11 protein-coding genes are annotated in these 17,648 nt (G+C 66.3%); 6 read left to right on the top strand and 5 right to left on the bottom strand.

Annotated features, from left to right (window positions below):
* Positions 1 to 78: 78 nt before the first annotated feature.
* Positions 79 to 2,205, top strand: coding sequence for a glycogen debranching protein GlgX (gene glgX / locus AZH51_RS00210; RefSeq protein ID WP_291520213.1), 2,127 nt, complete (start codon positions 79 to 81; stop codon positions 2,203 to 2,205).
* On the opposite strand, the gene AZH51_RS00215 is transcribed toward glgX, so the two are convergent.
* Positions 2,176 to 2,589 (bottom strand): hypothetical protein, encoded by a 414-nt coding sequence (locus tag AZH51_RS00215; protein WP_291520214.1) that lies wholly within the window; start codon positions 2,587 to 2,589, stop codon positions 2,176 to 2,178. The two genes, glgX and AZH51_RS00215, sit on opposite strands and share 30 nt — an antisense overlap.
* Positions 2,590 to 2,955, bottom strand: a complete 366-nt coding sequence (locus tag AZH51_RS00220; RefSeq protein ID WP_291520215.1) for a hypothetical protein — start codon at positions 2,953 to 2,955, stop codon at positions 2,590 to 2,592. It abuts the gene before it with no gap.
* A gap of 187 nt (positions 2,956 to 3,142) precedes the next feature.
* On the opposite strand from AZH51_RS00220, the gene AZH51_RS00225 reads away from it, so the two are divergent.
* The 5 genes from AZH51_RS00225 to pgm are packed head-to-tail and all read left to right on the top strand — an operon-like array spanning position 3,143 to position 14,604.
* Complete coding sequence (locus AZH51_RS00225; RefSeq protein ID WP_291521275.1) at positions 3,143 to 5,581, top strand: glycogen/starch/alpha-glucan phosphorylase; 2,439 nt, start codon at positions 3,143 to 3,145, stop codon at positions 5,579 to 5,581.
* A gap of 49 nt (positions 5,582 to 5,630) precedes the next feature.
* A complete protein-coding gene (locus tag AZH51_RS00230) occupies positions 5,631 to 7,613 on the top strand; it encodes an alpha-1,4-glucan--maltose-1-phosphate maltosyltransferase (RefSeq protein ID WP_291520216.1) in 1,983 nt (660 codons plus the stop codon).
* A 2-nt stretch (positions 7,614 to 7,615) separates the two neighbouring features.
* Entirely contained in the window at positions 7,616 to 9,343 is a 1,728-nt protein-coding gene (gene treS, locus AZH51_RS00235) for a maltose alpha-D-glucosyltransferase (RefSeq protein WP_291520217.1), read from the top strand.
* A 1-nt stretch (position 9,344) separates the two neighbouring features.
* Complete coding sequence (gene glgB, locus AZH51_RS00240) at positions 9,345 to 12,950, top strand: 1,4-alpha-glucan branching protein GlgB (RefSeq protein WP_291520218.1); 3,606 nt, start codon at positions 9,345 to 9,347, stop codon at positions 12,948 to 12,950.
* Between the two features lie 10 nt (positions 12,951 to 12,960).
* Complete coding sequence (gene pgm, locus AZH51_RS00245) at positions 12,961 to 14,604, top strand: phosphoglucomutase (alpha-D-glucose-1,6-bisphosphate-dependent) (protein ID WP_291520219.1); 1,644 nt, start codon at positions 12,961 to 12,963, stop codon at positions 14,602 to 14,604.
* On the opposite strand, the gene AZH51_RS00250 is transcribed toward pgm, so the two are convergent.
* The 3 genes from AZH51_RS00250 to AZH51_RS00260 are packed head-to-tail and all read right to left on the bottom strand — an operon-like array spanning position 14,601 to position 17,637.
* Positions 14,601 to 15,542, bottom strand: a complete 942-nt coding sequence (locus AZH51_RS00250; RefSeq protein WP_291520220.1) for a tetratricopeptide repeat protein — start codon at positions 15,540 to 15,542, stop codon at positions 14,601 to 14,603. The genes pgm and AZH51_RS00250 overlap by 4 nt on opposite strands.
* A 4-nt stretch (positions 15,543 to 15,546) precedes the next feature.
* Positions 15,547 to 15,933, bottom strand: coding sequence for a glyoxalase superfamily protein (locus tag AZH51_RS00255; RefSeq protein WP_291520221.1), 387 nt, complete (start codon positions 15,931 to 15,933; stop codon positions 15,547 to 15,549).
* Between the two features lie 36 nt (positions 15,934 to 15,969).
* Entirely contained in the window at positions 15,970 to 17,637 is a 1,668-nt protein-coding gene (locus tag AZH51_RS00260; protein ID WP_291520222.1) for a methylmalonyl-CoA mutase, read from the bottom strand.
* Positions 17,638 to 17,648 lie beyond the last annotated feature (11 nt).

Genomic DNA, 17,648 nt, shown 5'->3' on the forward strand with positions numbered 1-17,648 from the left:
TAGCGCGTCAGGAGATCCTCACCGCACCCGCTCCGAGACTGCCCATCCCCTGGCGACCTAACAACTACGCTGATCGCCATGCAGCGGCCCGGCGTCGACTTTCCCCCTGCCTTCGGCGCGCACCTGCGCGACGGAGGTTGCGAGTTCAGCGTGTACGCCGGCCAGGCCGAGAAGGTGTGGCTGTGCCTGTTCGATGACACCGGCGGCGAACGGCGGATCCCCCTGGATCCGTACGTCGGCGGCGTGTGGGCAGGTTTCGTCGAGGGGGTGCGCGCCGGCCAACGCTATGGCCTGCGGGCCACCGGTCCGTGGGACCCGTGGGCCGGTCAGCGCTACAACTCGCAGAAGCTGCTGGCCGATCCCTACGCCCGAGCCTTGGAAGGCGAAGTGCACTGGCAGCCGGAGGTTTTCGGTCACCAGGTCGGTTCCTACTTCGACGGTGACGGGTACCAGCGCGACGAACGCGACAGCGCGCCGTACGTTCCCCGCAGTGTGGTGGTCGACGACCGGTTCGACTGGGGCGATGATCGCCGGCCGCAGGTGCCGTGGGACGAGACGGTGATCTACGAGACGCACGTGCGGGGTCTGACGATGACCCACCCCGGTATCCCCGAGGAGTTACGGGGCACGTACGCCGGGGTGGCGCACCCCAGCGTGATCGCACATCTGCGCCGGCTGGGTGTCACCACGATCGAGTTGCTGCCGGTGCACGCCTTCACCTCCGAGCCGCACCTCGTCCAGGTGGGTCTGGAGAACTACTGGGGTTACAACACGCTCGGCTTCTTCGCCCCGCACGCGCCGTACGCCAGCTCGCATGACCCGCAGGGCGCGGTCGATGAGTTCAAGGGCATGGTCAAACTCCTGCACGCGGCGGGGTTCGAGGTCGTTCTCGACGTGGTCTATAACCACACCTGCGAGCAGGGCGCCTCCAGCGGCGCCACGTTGTCCTGGCGCGGTCTGGCGGGGCACGACTACTACCGCCTCGATGAACGCGGGCACGACGTGGATGTGACCGGCTGCGGTAACACCCTGGACATGCGCCATCCCACGGCGGTCCGCATGGTGCTGGACTCGTTGCGCTACTGGGTCAGCGAGATGCACGTCGACGGCTTCCGTTTCGACCTGGCGGTCGCCCTGGGTCGCGGGCAGGACGACGGTTTCAGTCCCGACCACCCGTTCCTGGTCGGGTTGCGCACGGACCCGGTGCTCTCCGGCGTCAAACTGATCGCCGAACCGTGGGACCTGGGCTCGCACGGCTGGCGTACTGGACAGTTCCCCCCGCCGTTCGGGGACTGGAACGACCGGTTCCGCGACACCGTGCGCAACTTCTGGCTGGGCGATCTGGCGGCGGATCACGCGGGCCACCCGCGGCACGCACTGGCCGACCTGGGCGCCCGGATCGCCGGATCGCCGGACCTGTTCGGACACCGCAGCCCACAGGCGGCGATCAACTACGTGACCGCCCACGACGGCTTCACCATGGCCGACCTGACGGCCTACAACCACAAGCACAACGGAGCCAACGCCGAGGGCAACCGCGACGGGACGGACAACAACCGGTCGTGGAACTTCGGCGTCGAGGGCTGGGAGTTCGGCGACCAGCCGGTCCAGCGGTTGCGCCGACGGGCCATCCGCAACCTGCTGGCCACGCTGCTGCTGTCCAGTGGGACCCCGATGCTGCTGGGCGGCGACGAGTTGGCCCGCAGTCAACGCGGCAACAACAACGCGTACTGCCAGAACAACGAAATCGCCTGGTACAACTGGGATTTGGACTACACGCAGGACGACCTCATCGACACCACCGGCTTCCTGATCGCGCTGCGCCAGGCTCACCCGGTGTTGCGCCGGCGCCGGTTCTTCACCCCCGACGTGCCCTCCGGCGACTTATCGGAGGTGTCGCTGCGGTGGTGCAACGCCGACGGCCAGTTCATGGACTCCTGGCACTGGCAGTCGCCGGAGACCTCAACCGTGCAAGCCATCTTCGACGGCTCCCCCGCCGGCGACACGACCCTGCTGTTCGTCCTGCACGGCAGTTCGCAGGACAGCGCCGTGACGGTCCCGGCGCACGACGGCGTCACGACCTGGGAACTGCTGTGGAGCAGCATGGCCGAGCATCCGTCGTGGGTGCCTGACCTCAGCCTCGCCCCGGGCGACGCCTGGAAGGCTGCCGCTGCCTCATTCGCCGTTTTCGCGGGCGTCCGCTGACGCCGTACGGGCCAACCACCACAGACCCACCACGGGCAGCACCAGCGGGAGGTATCCGTAGCCCTGGCCGAAGTGCGACCAGACGGTCTTGTCGGGGAACGCGGCCTTGTCGAGGTAACTCCACAGACCGACCGTCAGCACACCGATCAACTCGATCGTGATGGTCACCCGGGCCACCCGCACCGAGGTCCGGTCGCCGCGCACCAGCGCGACGGTCGCCACGATGTAGATAACGGCGGCCACGGCCGAGAGGATGTAGGCCAGCGGCGCCTTGTGGAACTCGGTGGTCAGCTGCAACACCGAGCGACCGGTCGCCGCGAGCGCCAACAGACCGTAGACCGCGATCAGGACGCGTCCGAACCCCTGTGATGTCCTGCCTGCCACTTACCCTGCTCCGTTCCACAACTGCACCAGTCGCACCACCATCACCAGGAGGCCGAGGACGCCGACCAGCAGGACACCGGTTCCCCATCGGGTGGTCCGTTCGGCGATCGCCCACGCGCCGGCAACGGGAAGCACGAAGATCAGGCCGACCAGATAGGCGATGAACACCGGGCGCGACATGTTCGCTGCACCATCCCCCGAGTGCACGATGCCGACGACCAGTTGCACCAGCAGGACCGCCTCGGTCGCGAGGGCCAGGTAGAGGGTGGGGTCGTCCATCGCCCGGCCGCGCACGGTGAGGTAGGCGACGTACGCCGCGAGCGCACCGAGCAGCGCGAACAGCACGACGGTCAGCGGCACCAGCACCGCGCCATCGTAAATTAGGTGTGCGTGTGTCATACGCCACACAGGATGGATCTTCGCTGCGGGTGCCCACCGAGCCCCGGTTGTCGTTAGCGTTTCATCCGTGACCGATGCGAAGCCACCGTCCAGCTACCCCTCTCCCCGGCCGACGAGCCCCGGCGGCCTCTCGCCGTACGACAAGGATGCGCCGATCCACACGGTGGATGAGTTCATCAACGGGTTCATGGACGAACTGAATTTCGGCCGGGGCGTGAGTCTGGCCCGCAGTTCGCGCAACGACCAGTACATCGCGTTGAGCAAGGCCGTCCGGCAGAACCTGCAGGCGCGCTGGATGAAGACCCTGGCGCGGCAGTACGAGCAGCAGGCCAAATCGGTCGCCTACCTCTCCGCGGAGTATCTGCTGGGCCGGCAGCTGGACAACGCACTGCTGGCGACCGGCATGACCGAGGTCGTCCAGGACGGCCTGGGCATCCTCGGTCTCTCACTGGACGAGCTGCGCGCCCAGGAGACCGAGCCCGGCCTGGGCAACGGTGGCTTGGGGCGTCTTGCCGCGTGTTTCGTGGATTCGTTGGCCACGATGAGCGTGCCGTGTATCGGCTATGGCATCCGTTACGAGTACGGCATCTTCCGTCAGGAGTTCGAGGACGGTTGGCAGGTCGAGCACTCCGACCGGTGGTTGGCGTTGGGTAACCCCTGGGAGTTCCCACACCCCGAACACGCGGTCACGGTGCACTTCGGCGGCAGCACGGAGACCTACACCGACGAGCAGGGCCGGGAACGCACCCGGTGGCTGCCGGCGTGGGACGTGCAGGGCGTGCCGTACAACTACATGGTTCCGGGCTACCGCAACGGCCGGGTGAACACCCTGCGCCTGTGGAGCGCGCGGGCGACCCGCGCGTTCGATCTGCGGATCTTCAACGCCGGCGACTACGTGGAAGCGGTGCGGGCGCAGACGTTCGCGGAGAACATCTCCAAGGTGCTCTACCCCGAGGACTCCACCCCGCAGGGCAAGGAACTGCGGTTGCAGCAGCAGTACTTCTTCGTGGCCTGCTCGCTGCGCGACCAGTTGGAGAACGTCCTGCCCAAGCAGTTCGATCTGGCCAACCTGCCCGATCGAGTCACCTTCCAGCTCAACGACACCCACCCGGTCATCGCCATCCCCGAACTCATGCGGTTGTTGGTGGACGAGAAGGGTATGGAGTGGGACGACGCGTGGGCGATCACGCAGAAATGCTTCGCCTACACCTGCCACACGCTGCTGCCCGAGGCGCTGGAAGTCTGGTCCGTCGAACTGCTCGGCAAACTGCTCCCGCGGCATCTGGAGATCATCTACAAGATCAACGAGATCTTCCTCGAGGAGGTCCGCGCCGCCTACCCCGGTGATGAGATCAAGCTGCGCCGGATGTCCATCATCACCGACCACCCGGAGCGCTCGGTGCGGATGGCCTACCTGGCCACGATCGCCGCCTCGAAGGTCAACGGCGTCGCGGCGCTGCACTCAGAACTCCTGCGGGACAAGGTTCTTCCCGATTTCAGTGCCTACTGGCCGGATAAGTTCACCAACGTCACCAACGGCATCACCCCGCGCCGCTTCATCCGGCTGTCCAACCCCGGACTGTCGGAGCTGATCACCGAAACGCTGGGCGACGAGGGCTGGGTGACCGATCTGGACCGGCTGCGGGAGTTGGAGCCGCACGCCGATGACCCGGCGTTCCGCGAACGCTTCCGGCAGGTCAAGGCGGCTAACAAACAGACCCTGGCCAAGGTGCTCGCCGTCCGTGACGACATCACCCTGCCCACCGATGTGATGTACGACGTGATGGTCAAGCGGCTGCACGAGTACAAGCGCCAGACGCTGAAGTTGCTGCACATCGTGACGCTGTACGAGCAGATCATCAGCGGCAAGGTCGCGGCGCAGGACGTCACTCCGCGTGCCTTCCTCTTCGGTGCGAAGGCCGCGCCGGGCTATCGCATCGCCAAGGAAATCATCGCCCTGATCAACGCGGTCGGGAAGACGATCAACAACGATCCGCAGGTGCAGGGCCGGCTCACCGTGGCCTTCCCCGCCAACTACAACGTGACATTGGCCGAGCGCCTCATCCCCGCCGCCGACCTCTCGGAGCAGATCTCACTGGCCGGCAAGGAAGCCTCCGGCACGGGCAACATGAAGTTCGCGTTGAACGGCGCGCTGACGATCGGCACCGATGACGGCGCCAACGTCGAGATCCGCCAGTTGGTCGGCGACGACAACTTCTTCCTCTTCGGAATGTTGGAACCAGAAGTCGAAGCGACCATCGCCCAGGGCTATTCGCCGGTTTCGGTCTACGAGAGCAACCCGCAGTTGAAGGCCACGATCGACCTGATCGCCTCGGGCCACTTCTCCGACGGTGATCGCAACCGGTTCGAGCCGGTAGTGTCCAACCTGCTCGGGGAGGACCGGTTCCTGACGCTGGCCGACTACGCGGCGTACCTGGAGGCGCAGAAGAAGGTGGAAGCGGCGTACGCCGATCCTGACGATTGGTCCCGCAAAGCCATCCTGAACGTGGCTCGCTGTGGGTTCTTCTCCTCGGACCGGTCGATGGTCGATTACATCGACCGCATCTGGCACACGCCGGCGATCACCCAGTAGGCGTGCCCGCGCCCGTGCACGCTCCGGCGCAACCTTGTAGCGTCGGAGCGTGAGCCAATCCCTGCACATCGGTCGTATCCCCGCGCTCGGAGTGGGCCCGCTCGTCGAAGGTGGCGCCTTTCCCACCAAGTCGGTCGTCGACGAGGAATTCACCGTCACCGCAACGGTGTTCCGTGAGGGACACGACGCTGTGAATGCCTCCGTCGTCCTGTGTGACCCAACGGGGGCCAGCACGGCGCTACCCATGACGTGCGTCAACCGGGGCCTGGACGCCTGGGAGTGCGTGGTGAGTGCACCAACCCCCGGGATGTGGGCACTTCGGGTTGAGGGTTGGTCCGATCCTTACGCCACGTGGCGGCACGACGCGATCATCAAGATCGAAGCCGGTGTCGACGTCGAACTGATGCTGGCTGAGGGCGCTCTGGTTCTTGATCGGTGGTCGGCCGATGCAGCTGTGTCCGATGCCGAGCGTTCCACGCTCGTCGCAGGAGCGGCCACGCTGCGCGATGAAACACTGTCGGTCGCCGACCGCCTCTCCGGCGGCACCGGCGCGCCCGTCGAGGCGGTGCATGCCGCCCACCCGTTGCGCGAATTCGTCAGCGGCACACCGGACTACCCATGGCTGGTGGAGCGTGAACTGGCCCTGACCGGAGCGTGGTACGAGATCTTCCCCCGCTCCGAGGGCGCGCACCTCGACGAGGACGGGCACTGGGTGTCGGGAACGCTGCGGACCGCCGCCAAACGGCTCGATGCCATTGCTGCGATGGGTTTCGACGTGGTCTATCTGACCCCGGTCCATCCGATCGGCGAGATCAACCGGAAGGGTCCCAACAACACGTTGGACGCCGGCCCGCTAGACCCCGGATCGCCGTACGCCATCGGCAGTAAGGACGGCGGGCACGACGCGATCCACCCGGACCTGGGCACGTTCGAGGACTTCGATGCGTTCGTGGCCCGGGCGCGCGAACTAGGCCTTGAAGTAGCACTGGACCTGGCGTTGCAGTGCGCGCCGGACCACCCGTGGGTCAGCGAGCATCCGGAGTGGTTCACCACGCGCGCCGACGGCACAATCGCCTACGCGGAGAATCCGCCGAAGAAGTACCAGGACATCTACCCCCTGAACTTCGACAACGACCCGGCGGGCATCTATCGCGCGGTGCGCGATGTCGTCCAGGTCTGGATCGATCACGGGGTCACCCTCTTCCGGGTCGACAACCCGCACACCAAGCCCTTGGATTTCTGGCAGTGGCTCATTGCCGATGTAGCCAAGGACCACCCCGAAATCATCTGGCTCGCAGAGGCTTTCACCCGACCGGCAATGATGCACACCCTGGGCAAGATCGGTTTCCAGCAGAGCTACACCTACTTCACGTGGCGCAACGAACCATCGACGATGCGTGAGTACTGCGAATCACTGGCCACCGAGTCGGCGCACTACATGCGCCCCTCGTTCTGGCCGACGACGCACGACATTCTCACGCCGTACATGCAAGTCGCCGGACCGACCGGGTGGACGATGCGAGCTGCGATCGCAGCCACGCTATCCCCCACCTACGGCATCTACACCGGATACGAACTCATCGAGGACGTGCCCCGGCCCGGCGCCGAGGAGCAGATCGATAACGAGAAGTACCAGTACAAGGACCGGCATTGGGCGGACTACGAGCTCGGCGGTTCCAAAGAGGGGCAGTCGCTGGCGCAGTTCCTCGGCCTGCTGAACAAGATCAGACACGAGCATCCGGCGTTGCATTGGTTGCGCAACCTGCGCTTCCACCATGTCGATGACGAAACCATGCTGGCCTACTCCAAGAAGCGCGGCGACGACGTCATCCTGGTCGTGGCCGGGTTCGACCCGCACGCCACCCGCGAGTCCACCGTGCGCCTGGACATGGGAGCACTCGGCCTGCAGCCGGGTGACCGGTTCCAGGTTCGCGATCTGCTGTCTGAGGCCGAATACAATTGGGGCGCAGAGAATTTCGTCAGGCTCGGGCCGGCCACCACGCCCGTGCACATCTTCCAGGTCGGGGGTTGACCGTGCCCAATCCAGCGTTCAATCTGCAACAGCCCGGTCTGCGTCACGACCCGCATTGGTTCCGCAAAGCGGTCTTCTACGAGGCGTTGACCCGTGCCTTCGGTGACAGCAACGGCAGCGGCTCGGGCGACTTCAGCGGCCTGATCAACCGTCTTGACTACTTGCAGTGGCTGGGCGTCGACTGCCTGTGGCTGCCGCCGTTCTTCGCCTCGCCGCTACGCGACGGCGGGTACGACATCTCCGATTACAAAGCGGTGCTGCCGGAGTTCGGCACGCTGCCGGAGTTCATCGAGTTGGTGTCGCAGGCGCACGCCCGCGGTATCCGGGTGATCATCGACCTGGTGATGAACCACACCAGCGACCAGCACCCCTGGTTCCAGGCCTCGCGGTCGGATCCGGACGGGCCGTACGGCGACTACTACGTGTGGTCCGACACCGACGAGAAGTATTCCGATGCCCGGATCATCTTCATCGACACCGAGGTGTCCAACTGGACCTTCGACCCGGTGCGCCGGCAGTTCTTCTGGCACCGGTTCTTCTCCCACCAGCCGGATCTCAATTTCGAGAACCCCAAGGTGAAGGAGGAGATGTTCGACATCGTCCGGTTCTGGCTCGGCCTCGGCATCGATGGTTTCCGCCTCGATGCCGTGCCCTACCTCTTCGAGGAAGAAGGCCACAACGGCGAGAACCACCCCCGGACGCACGAATTCCTCGCTGAGCTCAGGCAATTCGTCGACAACGAGTTCCCGGGTCGCATCCTGCTGGCCGAGGCCAACCAGATGCCGGACGAGGTCGTTGATTACTTCGGCACTGTCGAAGATCCCGAGTGCCACATGTGCTTCCACTTCCCGGTGATGCCACGGCTGTACTACGCGCTGCGCGATGAGAAGGCCACGAGCATCGAGAAGGTGATGGCCGAGACGCCGGACATCCCGGCGGGCACGCAGTGGGGCACTTTCCTGCGCAACCACGACGAGTTGACGCTGGAGATGGTGGCGCCGGACGAGCGGGTCGCGATGTACGGCTGGTACGCGCCCGACCCGCGGATGCGGGCCAACGTCGGCATCCGGCGGCGGTTGTCGCCACTTCTGGACAACAGCCGTCCGGAGCTGGAACTCATTCACGCACTGTTGTTCTCCCTGCCCGGCTCGCCGTGCCTGTACTACGGCGACGAGATCCAGATGGGAGACAACATCTGGCTGCCCGACCGTGACGCAGTGCGTACGCCGATGCAGTGGTCACCTGACCGCAACGCCGGCTTCTCGACGGCCGACCCGGGCAAGCTCTATCTGCCCCTGATCACCAGCCTGGTGCACAACTACTCGACCGTGAATGTCGAAGCGGCTCATGCGACGTCGTCCTCGCTGCTGCACTGGTTGCGCTCCATGCTGATCGTGCGCAAGCAGTTCCCGGTCTTCGGGTTGGGCAGCTACGTCGCGTGCCAGAGCAGCAACGAGGCGATCCTGTCCTTCATGCGGGTGGCCAGCGCCGAGGATGCTGCTCGCGAGGAACTCGACGTCACGGGTGTGCTGTGCGTCAACAATCTGTCCAGTCGGCCGCAGTCGGTGACCGTGACACTGCCCCCGCAGTACGCAGGCGCCCGGTTGCGCGATGTCTTCGGCGGTGCCCGTTTCCCGGCTGTCGATGAGACCGGTTCGATCGGCTTGACCCTGGGTTCGCGGGACTTCTTCTGGCTCGCCGTGACCCCCACCGACCCCGCAGGAGCCTGACATGGCCACGATCTACCGCGACGCAACCCTCGTCCCCGGGAAAGTCGAGTTGCTGACACCCTGGATCGAGCAACAACGTTGGTACGCGGACAAATCCCGCTCGCCGCGCTTGCGCAACCTCGGCTCCTACCGTTTCGATGACCCGGCTGGCGAGGTGGGTGTCGAGGTGTTGTTGCTGAGCGACGACGCCGCCGCTACGCCGACCGTCTACCAGGTACCCGTCACCTATCGCGGGGAGCCGCTGGAGGTCTCCGAGCAAGCGCTGATCGGCACCATGGAGCACAGCGAGCTGGGTCTGCGCTATGTGTACGACGCGTGTCAGGACCCGGTCTTCGTCACCGAACTGCTGCACGCGATCCAGACCGGTGCCCAGCATGCGGAATTGACCACTCCGGCCGGCGAACCCCTCCCCGCCAGGGTCACGGTGTCCGGCAGCGGCCGCCCCGGCGCGCACGTCAGCGAGGTCGCCTCCTCCCAGGTGCTGAGCGGAGAGCAGTCGAACACCTCGGTGATCATCCACCTGGCTGACGGGCCGCCGGTCATCGTCAAGGTCTTCCGGGTCCTGCACGACGGCCACAACCCCGATGTCGAACTGCAGACTGCGTTGTCGGCGGCCGGTTCCGAGGTCGTACCGCACGCGATCGGTGCGCTTACTGGATCGTGGTCGCAACCGAACGGCACTGTCGCACAAGGAGACCTGGCGTTCGCCGAGGAGTTTTTGCCCGGCGTACTCGATGCATGGCGCCATGCCAGCGCGGCCGCAGAGGCCGACGAGGACTACTCCGCCGCTGCCCGTTCGCTCGGTGCGGCCACGGCGGCCATGCACGCGACCCTCGCCGACACGCTGGGGCAGACGGACGCCACCCCCGATGACGTGAGCAACCTGGTCGGCCAGATGCGGGAGCGGTTCCAACGAGCTGTGGCCGACGAGTCCGCCTTGACGGACCTGCGGGAGGGTTATGAGACAGTCCTGACCCAGGCCGAGAACGCCGATTGGCCTGCGCTGCAACGCATTCACGGTGACTTCCATCTCGGTCAGGTACTGCAGGTGCCGGACCGTGGTTGGGTGATGCTCGACTTCGAGGGTGAGCCGCTTCGCCCGCTGGCTGAACGCAGCCTGCCCGACAGCCCGATGCGCGACGTGGCGGGCATGTTGCGATCCTTCGACTACGCAGCAGGGTCGGCGGAGGTGCGCGGCAGCGGGTCGCGCCGTGAGTGGTCGGACGCCTGCCGTCGCGCGTTCCTGGAGGGGTACACCGCGGCAAGCCCGATCAACGCCGACGTGCTGACCGCTTACGAGATCGACAAGGCGGTCTACGAGGTCAGCTACGAGGTGCGAAACCGCCCGGCCTGGAAGCACATTCCGTTGGCGGCGATCGACCGTCTGCTGGGCTCGCCCGAGACTCCGTCGGCCGCGGTATCGGCACCACCGGTGCCCGAGCATGAGGCCGATGCGCTGCTGGCCGGGTTGCACCGCGATCCGCACAGCGTCCTGGGTGGTCAACTGGACGCCGAGGGGCCGTTCATCCGGGTGCTGCGTCCGTTGGCTGCGACCGTCCAGGTCGCGCTGCCCGATGGTGAGCGGGTGCCGTTGCGGCATGAGTACGAAGGGATCTGGTCAGCCCGGGTCCCCGGAAGTGAGGTGCCCGACTACCGGATCGTCACGACGTACGGCGACGGGGTCGAGCACGTCGCGGACGACCCCTACCGCTTCCTGCCCAGTCTTGGCGAGATGGACCTGTTCCTGATCGGCCAGGGCCGGCACGAGGAGTTGTGGAACGCCCTCGGCGCGCGGGTGCACCGCTACGACGGCCCGCTGGGCGAGGTGACTGGTACGGCGTTCGCGGTCTGGGCGCCGAACGCCAAGGGCGTGCGGGTCATCGGTGAGTTCAACGGCTGGAACGGCACCACCCACCCGATGCGACTGCTGGGTGGGTCGGGCGTGTGGGAACTGTTCGTCCCGGACGTTGGTGCTGGGACGCGCTACAAGTTCCAGGTGCTGGGCGCCGACCGCGTGTGGCGGGAGAAGACCGACCCGATGGCGCGGTTCACCGAGACCTCACCCAAGACTGCGGCCATCGTGACCGAATCGGCTTACGAATGGGGCGATTCGGAGTGGATGGCGAAGCGGGCGCACACCGATCCCCACACCGGACCGATGAGCACCTACGAGGTGCACCTGGGCTCGTGGCGTGAGGGTCAGTCCTATCGCGACCTGGCCGAGCATCTGGTCAACTACGTCAAGGACCTGGGCTTCACGCACGTGGAGTTCATGCCGGTCATGGAGCACCCCTACCCACCGTCGTGGGGTTACCACGTCACGGGCTACTACGCGCCGAACTCACGACTGGGCTCCCCCGACGACCTGCGCTACCTGATCGATCGCCTGCACCAGAACGGCATCGGGGTGATTCTGGACTGGGTGCCGGGTCACTTCGCCACGGATGAGTGGGCGTTGGTGCGTTTCGACGGGACGGCACTCTACGAGCACCCGGACCGCCGACGCGGCTGGCACCCCGAATGGGGTTCGTACATCTTCAATTTCGGCCGCACCGAGGTGCGCAACTTCCTGGTCGCCAACGCCACCTACTGGTTGGAGGAGTTCCACGCCGACGGGCTGCGGGTCGACGGGGTGGCCTCCATGCTCTACCTCGACTACGCGCGCAGTGACGGCCAATGGCTGCCCAACCGGTACGGCGGCCGGGAGAATCTCGAAGCCGTGGAGCTGCTGCAGGAAGCCAACGCGACGGCCTACCGGCGCTCCCCCGGCAGCGTGATGATCGCCGAGGAGTCAACCTCGTGGCCGGGGGTCACCCAGCCGACCGACGCCGGGGGTCTGGGGTTCGGACTGAAATGGAACATGGGGTGGATGCACGACACCCTGGACTACTTCCACGAGGAGCCGATCCATCGGCAGTACCACCACAACAAGATCACCTTCGGTTTCGTCTACGCCTGGAGCGAGCGGTTCGTGCTGCCGATCAGCCACGACGAAGTGGTCCACGGCAAGGGGTCCTTGCTGCGCAAGATGCCCGGTGACCGATGGAACCAGTTGGCCAACGTGCGCGCGTTCCTGGGCCATCAGTGGTCGCACCCGGGCAAGCAATTGCTCTTCATGGGTTGCGAATTCGCGCAGGATTCCGAGTGGGCCGATGGGCGCAGCCTCGACTGGTGGCTGCTGCACCAACCGGAGCACTACGGCATCCACGCCCTGGTGAAGGACCTCAACCAGCTCTACGCCAACACCCCGGCGCTGTGGTCGTTGGACCACCAGGGCGACGGCTTCCAGTGGATCAACGGGGACGACGCCGGCGGCAACACCTTCAGCTATCTGCGGTGGGGCGCTGGCGAGCGGACGCCGGGCAACGTGGTGGCAGCCGTCCTGAACGCCTCCGGATCCGAGCACCGCGACGTCACCGTCGGGTTGCCCTTCGCCGGCGAGTGGGCTGAGGTGCTCAACACCGACGCAGAGGCGTACGGCGGTGCCGGCCGGGGCAACCTGGGCGCGGTGACCGCCGTTCACGAGGGAGCCGACGGTCAACCGGCGTCCGCCCGTATGACACTGCCCCCGTTGTCCATGATCTGGCTCATCCCCGTCCAGAAGTAGGAGTCCAACGATGAATGACGCCGCCTCCCGAGCCGGTCAACCCGCACAGCCCAGTGACCTGGTCGACGTACCAGCGTTGATCACGGCCTACTACACACTGACTCCCGATCCCGAGAACCCTGACCAGCAGGTCGTTTTCGGCACGTCGGGACATCGTGGCTCGTCGTTGGACAGCGCGTTCAACGAGGCGCACATCCTGGCCACCACCCAGGCGATCGTCGACTACCGCCGGGAGCAGGGTTTCGACGGGCCACTCTTCATCGGTCGCGACACGCACGGGTTGTCCGAGCCGGCCTGGGCCAGTGCCCTCGAAGTGCTGGTGGCCAACGACGTCACGGTGCTGGTCGACAGCCGGGACGGCTACACCCCGACGCCCGGGGTCTCGCACGCCATCCTCAAGGCGAACGGTGGTCGCACCACGGGCTCCGGTCTCGCGGACGGCATCGTGGTCACGCCTTCGCACAACCCACCGCGTGACGGCGGTTTCAAGTACAACCCGCCGCACGGTGGTCCCGCTGACAGTGACGCCACGAAGGTGATTGCGGCGGCGGCCAATTCGTACCTGCGGGCTGGGCTCGACGGCGTACGTCGGGTGCCCTTCGCCCGGGCCCGCTCGAGCGCAGGCTCGTACGACTTCCTGACGGAGTACGTCACGGACCTGCCCAACGTCATCGATCTTCCCCGGATCAAGGACGCGGGGGTCAAGATCGGGGCGGATCCGCTGGGTGGTGCGTCGGTCGCCTACTGGGGTGAGATCGGCTCGCACTACGGGCTGGACCTGACCGTGGTCAATCCCCTGGTCGACCCGACCTGGCGATTTATGACGTTGGACTGGGACGGCAAGATCCGGATGGACTGTTCGTCGCCGTACGCGATGGCGTCGTTGATCCAGCAACGCGATCACTACGACATCGCCACGGGTAACGACGCCGACAGTGACCGCCACGGCATCGTCACCAAGGACGGGTTGATGAACCCGAACCACTATCTGGCCGTTGCCATTTCGTATCTGTACAGCGGCGCGCGACCGGACTGGAAGTCCCACCGCGTCGGCAAGACGCTGGTGTCCTCCTCGCTCATCGACCGGGTGGTGGCCGGGATCGGTGCCGAACTCTGGGAGGTGCCGGTCGGCTTCAAGTGGTTCGTGCCGGGCCTGTTGGACGGGTCGGTCGGCTTCGGCGGCGAGGAGTCTGCCGGGGCATCGTTCCTGCGGTTCGACGGATCGGCCTGGACGACCGACAAGGACGGCATCCTGCTGGCGCTGCTGGCCTCGGAGATCACGGCGGCGACGGGCAAGACGCCGTCGGAGCACTTCACCCAGCTGACGGAGCAGTACGGCTCATCGGCGTACGCCCGCGTCGACGCCCCCGCCTCGCGGGAGCAGAAGGCCAAGCTGGCAGCCCTCAGCCCGTCGGACGTGACCTCCAAAACCCTTGCGGGAGAGGACATCACGGCGGCGATGACCGAGGCTCCGGGCAACGGTGCAGCGATCGGCGGCCTCAAGGTGACGACGCAGAACGCGTGGTTCGCGGCGCGGCCATCGGGCACGGAGGACGTCTACAAGATCTACGCCGAGTCCTTCCTCGGGCAGGAGCACCTGGCCCAGGTGCAGACCGAGGCCAAGCAGATCGTCGACGCCGCGCTGAGCGACTAATACAGGGCGGACATCAGCGCGGTACGCGCCTTCTTCACCCGCTCGTCGGTCGGTCCGATGATGTCGAACAGGCCGATCAGGTGCTCGCGTGCGGCGGTCTTCTCATCGCCGCTGGTCGCCTTGACCAGATCGATCAGCCGGGCGAACGCGTCCTCGACGTGCCCACCGAGCAGGTCGAGGTCGGCGACCTGGGTCTGAGCGGTGAAGTCGGTGGGATTCTGCGCGGCCGCCTCGCGGACGGCGGTCGCGTCGAGGTCAGCGGTGCGCTGCAGGAGAAGCACCTGCCCGCGGCCGAGGCGGGCACCCTCGTCCCCAGGGTTGGTTGCCAGGAGTTGGTCGTAGGCGGCGATCGCGGCGTCGTAGTCGCCGGCCTCGATCGCGTCGTACGCCTGGGTCAGCAACGGGTCCTCCTCCGGCTCCGGCTCCTGCGCGCTGGCGGGTTCTCCGTCGACCGGCACGGTCCCCGTCACGCCCGCCTGCTGGGCGGCCTGGAGCACCTGGTCGAAGACCCCGCGCACCGCATCCGCCGGCTGCGGACCCATGTACAGCGGCAACGGCTGACCCTTGATCAGGGCAAGCACCATCGGCACCTGCTGGACCTGTAGCGCCTGGCGGATCTGCATCGCCGTGTCGATGTCGGCGGTCGCGAGCACCAGCCGGCCGCCGTACTCCCCGACGATGCCGGCCAACTCGTCCACGTGCTGTTGACTCGCGGGACGCGCGCCGGAGTAGACGGCGAGGATGACCGGAACGTCCAGGGACATCTCGACGGCGGCGCCGAAGCTCTGGTCGTCGACTTCCTGCACCAGGCCCGCTGCAGGGACGCTGCCACCCGGCTTCGCGGCCCCGGTGGAACGTGCCGATGCGGCAGGTTTGGCGAGCGCGGACAGATCGACGGCACCCCGCAGCGATGCGGCGGTCAGGGGCTTCTCAGGCATGTCTTCATTCTGACGGACGCGGCGTGTGAAAGATCAACCGGTTACCGAAGGGGTCGGGAATGACCAGGTCGTCGCCCCACGGCTGGTGGTCCAGACCGATCCGCAGCGGGTAGATATCGCTCTCCCGCAGGCGCCGCTGCAAAGTGGTGACGTCCTCGACCTCGATGCGGACGGCCGAACCCGGCGTCCCGTCGCCGTGGTGCTCGCTCGGGTGCAGAACGCACCCCTCACGGGACACCTGCATATACAGCGGGAGACCCGGCTCGAAGCGGTGCTCCCAGTCGATGGTGAAGCCCAGGAAGTCCCGGTAGAACCGCTGCGCCTCGCCGCCGGGGAAGATGCGCAGTATCGGTACGACGACCGGATCCGGGGCGTTCGTCAGCTTTGGCACGACGATCCATTCCGTGGGGCGATCAGGCTGGTCAGTCTAGAACCTGGCCGGCTCGCGGTAGCTGCCCCACAGGTCCTTCATCGCGCCGCAGATCTCGCCCAGCGTCGCTTCGGCACGGACAGCGGTCAGCATGGGCTCGATCAAGTTGCCATCACCCTGGGCCACTCGTATCATCTCCGCCAGCGCTGCCTGGACGGCGGTGTCGTCGCGGGCGGCCTTGCGCGCCTGGAGGAGGCGTACCTGCTCCTTCTCCACCTCGTGCGAGACCCGCAGGATCTCCAGTTCCTTGGCTGAGGACTCGGTGTGCACGTTCACCCCGACGACTCGCTTGTCGCCCTTCTCCACCGCCGTTTGGTACTGGAAGGCTGCCTCGGCGATCTCGGACATGAACCAGCCGTCCTCGACGCCCCGCAGCAAGCCGCTGGTGATCGGGCCGATGGGGTGCTCGTAGTCCTCGGGCTTGCCCCGCTGGCCCATCACCCGGATCTGCTCGAAGATGGCCTCGGCCTGCTGCTCCATCCGATCGGTGAGCGCCTCGATGTAGTACGAACCGCCCAACGGGTCGGCGACATTCGTCACGCCGGTCTCCTCCATCAGCACCTGCTGAGTGCGCAGGGCGACCTCGGCGGACTCCTCCGTGGGCAGCGCGAGCGTCTCGTCGAGGGCGTTGGTGTGCAGGGAGTTGGTGCCACCGAGGACTGCGGCAAGCGCCTCGACAGCGGTGCGGACGACGTTGTTCATCGGCTGCTGGGCGGTCAGCGAGACCCCCGCGGTCTGGGTGTGGAACCGCAACCACTGCGCCTTCGCCGTCTTGGCGCCGTAGACGTCGCGCATCCAGCGGGCCCAGATCCGGCGCCCGGCGCGGAACTTGGCGATCTCCTCGAAGAAATCCACATGGGCATCGAAGAAGAAGGACAACCCAGGGGCGAACACGTCAACGTCCAGGCCGCGCGAGAGGCCCAACTCGACGTACCCGAAACCATCAGCCAGGGTGTACGCCAACTCCTGCGCCGCGGTCGAGCCCGCCTCACGGATGTGGTACCCGGACACCGAAAGCGGTTTGTACGCAGGGATTTTCGCACTGGTGTACTCCATCAGATCCCCGATCAGCCGCAGGTGCGGTTCGGGACCGAAGAGCCACTCCTTCTGCGCGATGTACTCCTTGTAGATGTCGGTCTGGAGGGTTCCGTTCAGCTTGCCGATGTCGACGCCCTGGCGCTCGGCGGCCACCAGGTACATGCAGAAGACGGGGACGGCGGGTCCGCTGATCGTCATCGAGGTGGTGACCTCGTCCAGACGAATGCCGTCGAAGAGGACCTCCATGTCGGCGGCCGAATCGATGGCGACGCCGCAGTGACCGACCTCGCCGAGGCTCATCGGGTCGTCGGAGTCGCGGCCCATGAGGGTGGGCATGTCGAACGCGACGCTCAACCCACCACCACCCCGGCCAAGGATCATCCGGTAGCGCTCGTTGGTCTGCTGGGCGTTGCCGAACCCGGCGAACTGCCGGATCGTCCACGGTCGCCCACGGTACCCGGTGGCGTAAAGCCCTCGGGTGTAAGGGAATTGACCCGGCCATTCACCCTTGTCTTCGCCGTACGCCGGGTCGACCTCGTCACCGGACAAGGTCGTGAAGTCGGCGTCGCGGACCTTGCCGGACGCTTCGGCGGCGGCGTACTGGCGCTCCCATTCCACACGTGACATGTCGACAGCGT

Source organism: Branchiibius sp. NY16-3462-2 (assembly GCF_001594145.1).
Lineage (GTDB): Bacteria > Actinomycetota > Actinomycetes > Actinomycetales > Dermatophilaceae > Branchiibius.

Coding starts and splice junctions, on each gene's coding strand:
- glgX (WP_291520213.1), top strand. CDS start 79: ATGCAGCGGCCCGGCGTCGACTTTCCCCCTGCCTTCGGCGCGCACCTG.
- AZH51_RS00260 (WP_291520222.1), bottom strand. CDS start 17,637: ATGTCACGTGTGGAATGGGAGCGCCAGTACGCCGCCGCCGAAGCGTCC.
- pgm (WP_291520219.1), top strand. CDS start 12,961: ATGAATGACGCCGCCTCCCGAGCCGGTCAACCCGCACAGCCCAGTGAC.
- glgB (WP_291520218.1), top strand. CDS start 9,345: ATGGCCACGATCTACCGCGACGCAACCCTCGTCCCCGGGAAAGTCGAG.
- AZH51_RS00250 (WP_291520220.1), bottom strand. CDS start 15,542: ATGCCTGAGAAGCCCCTGACCGCCGCATCGCTGCGGGGTGCCGTCGAT.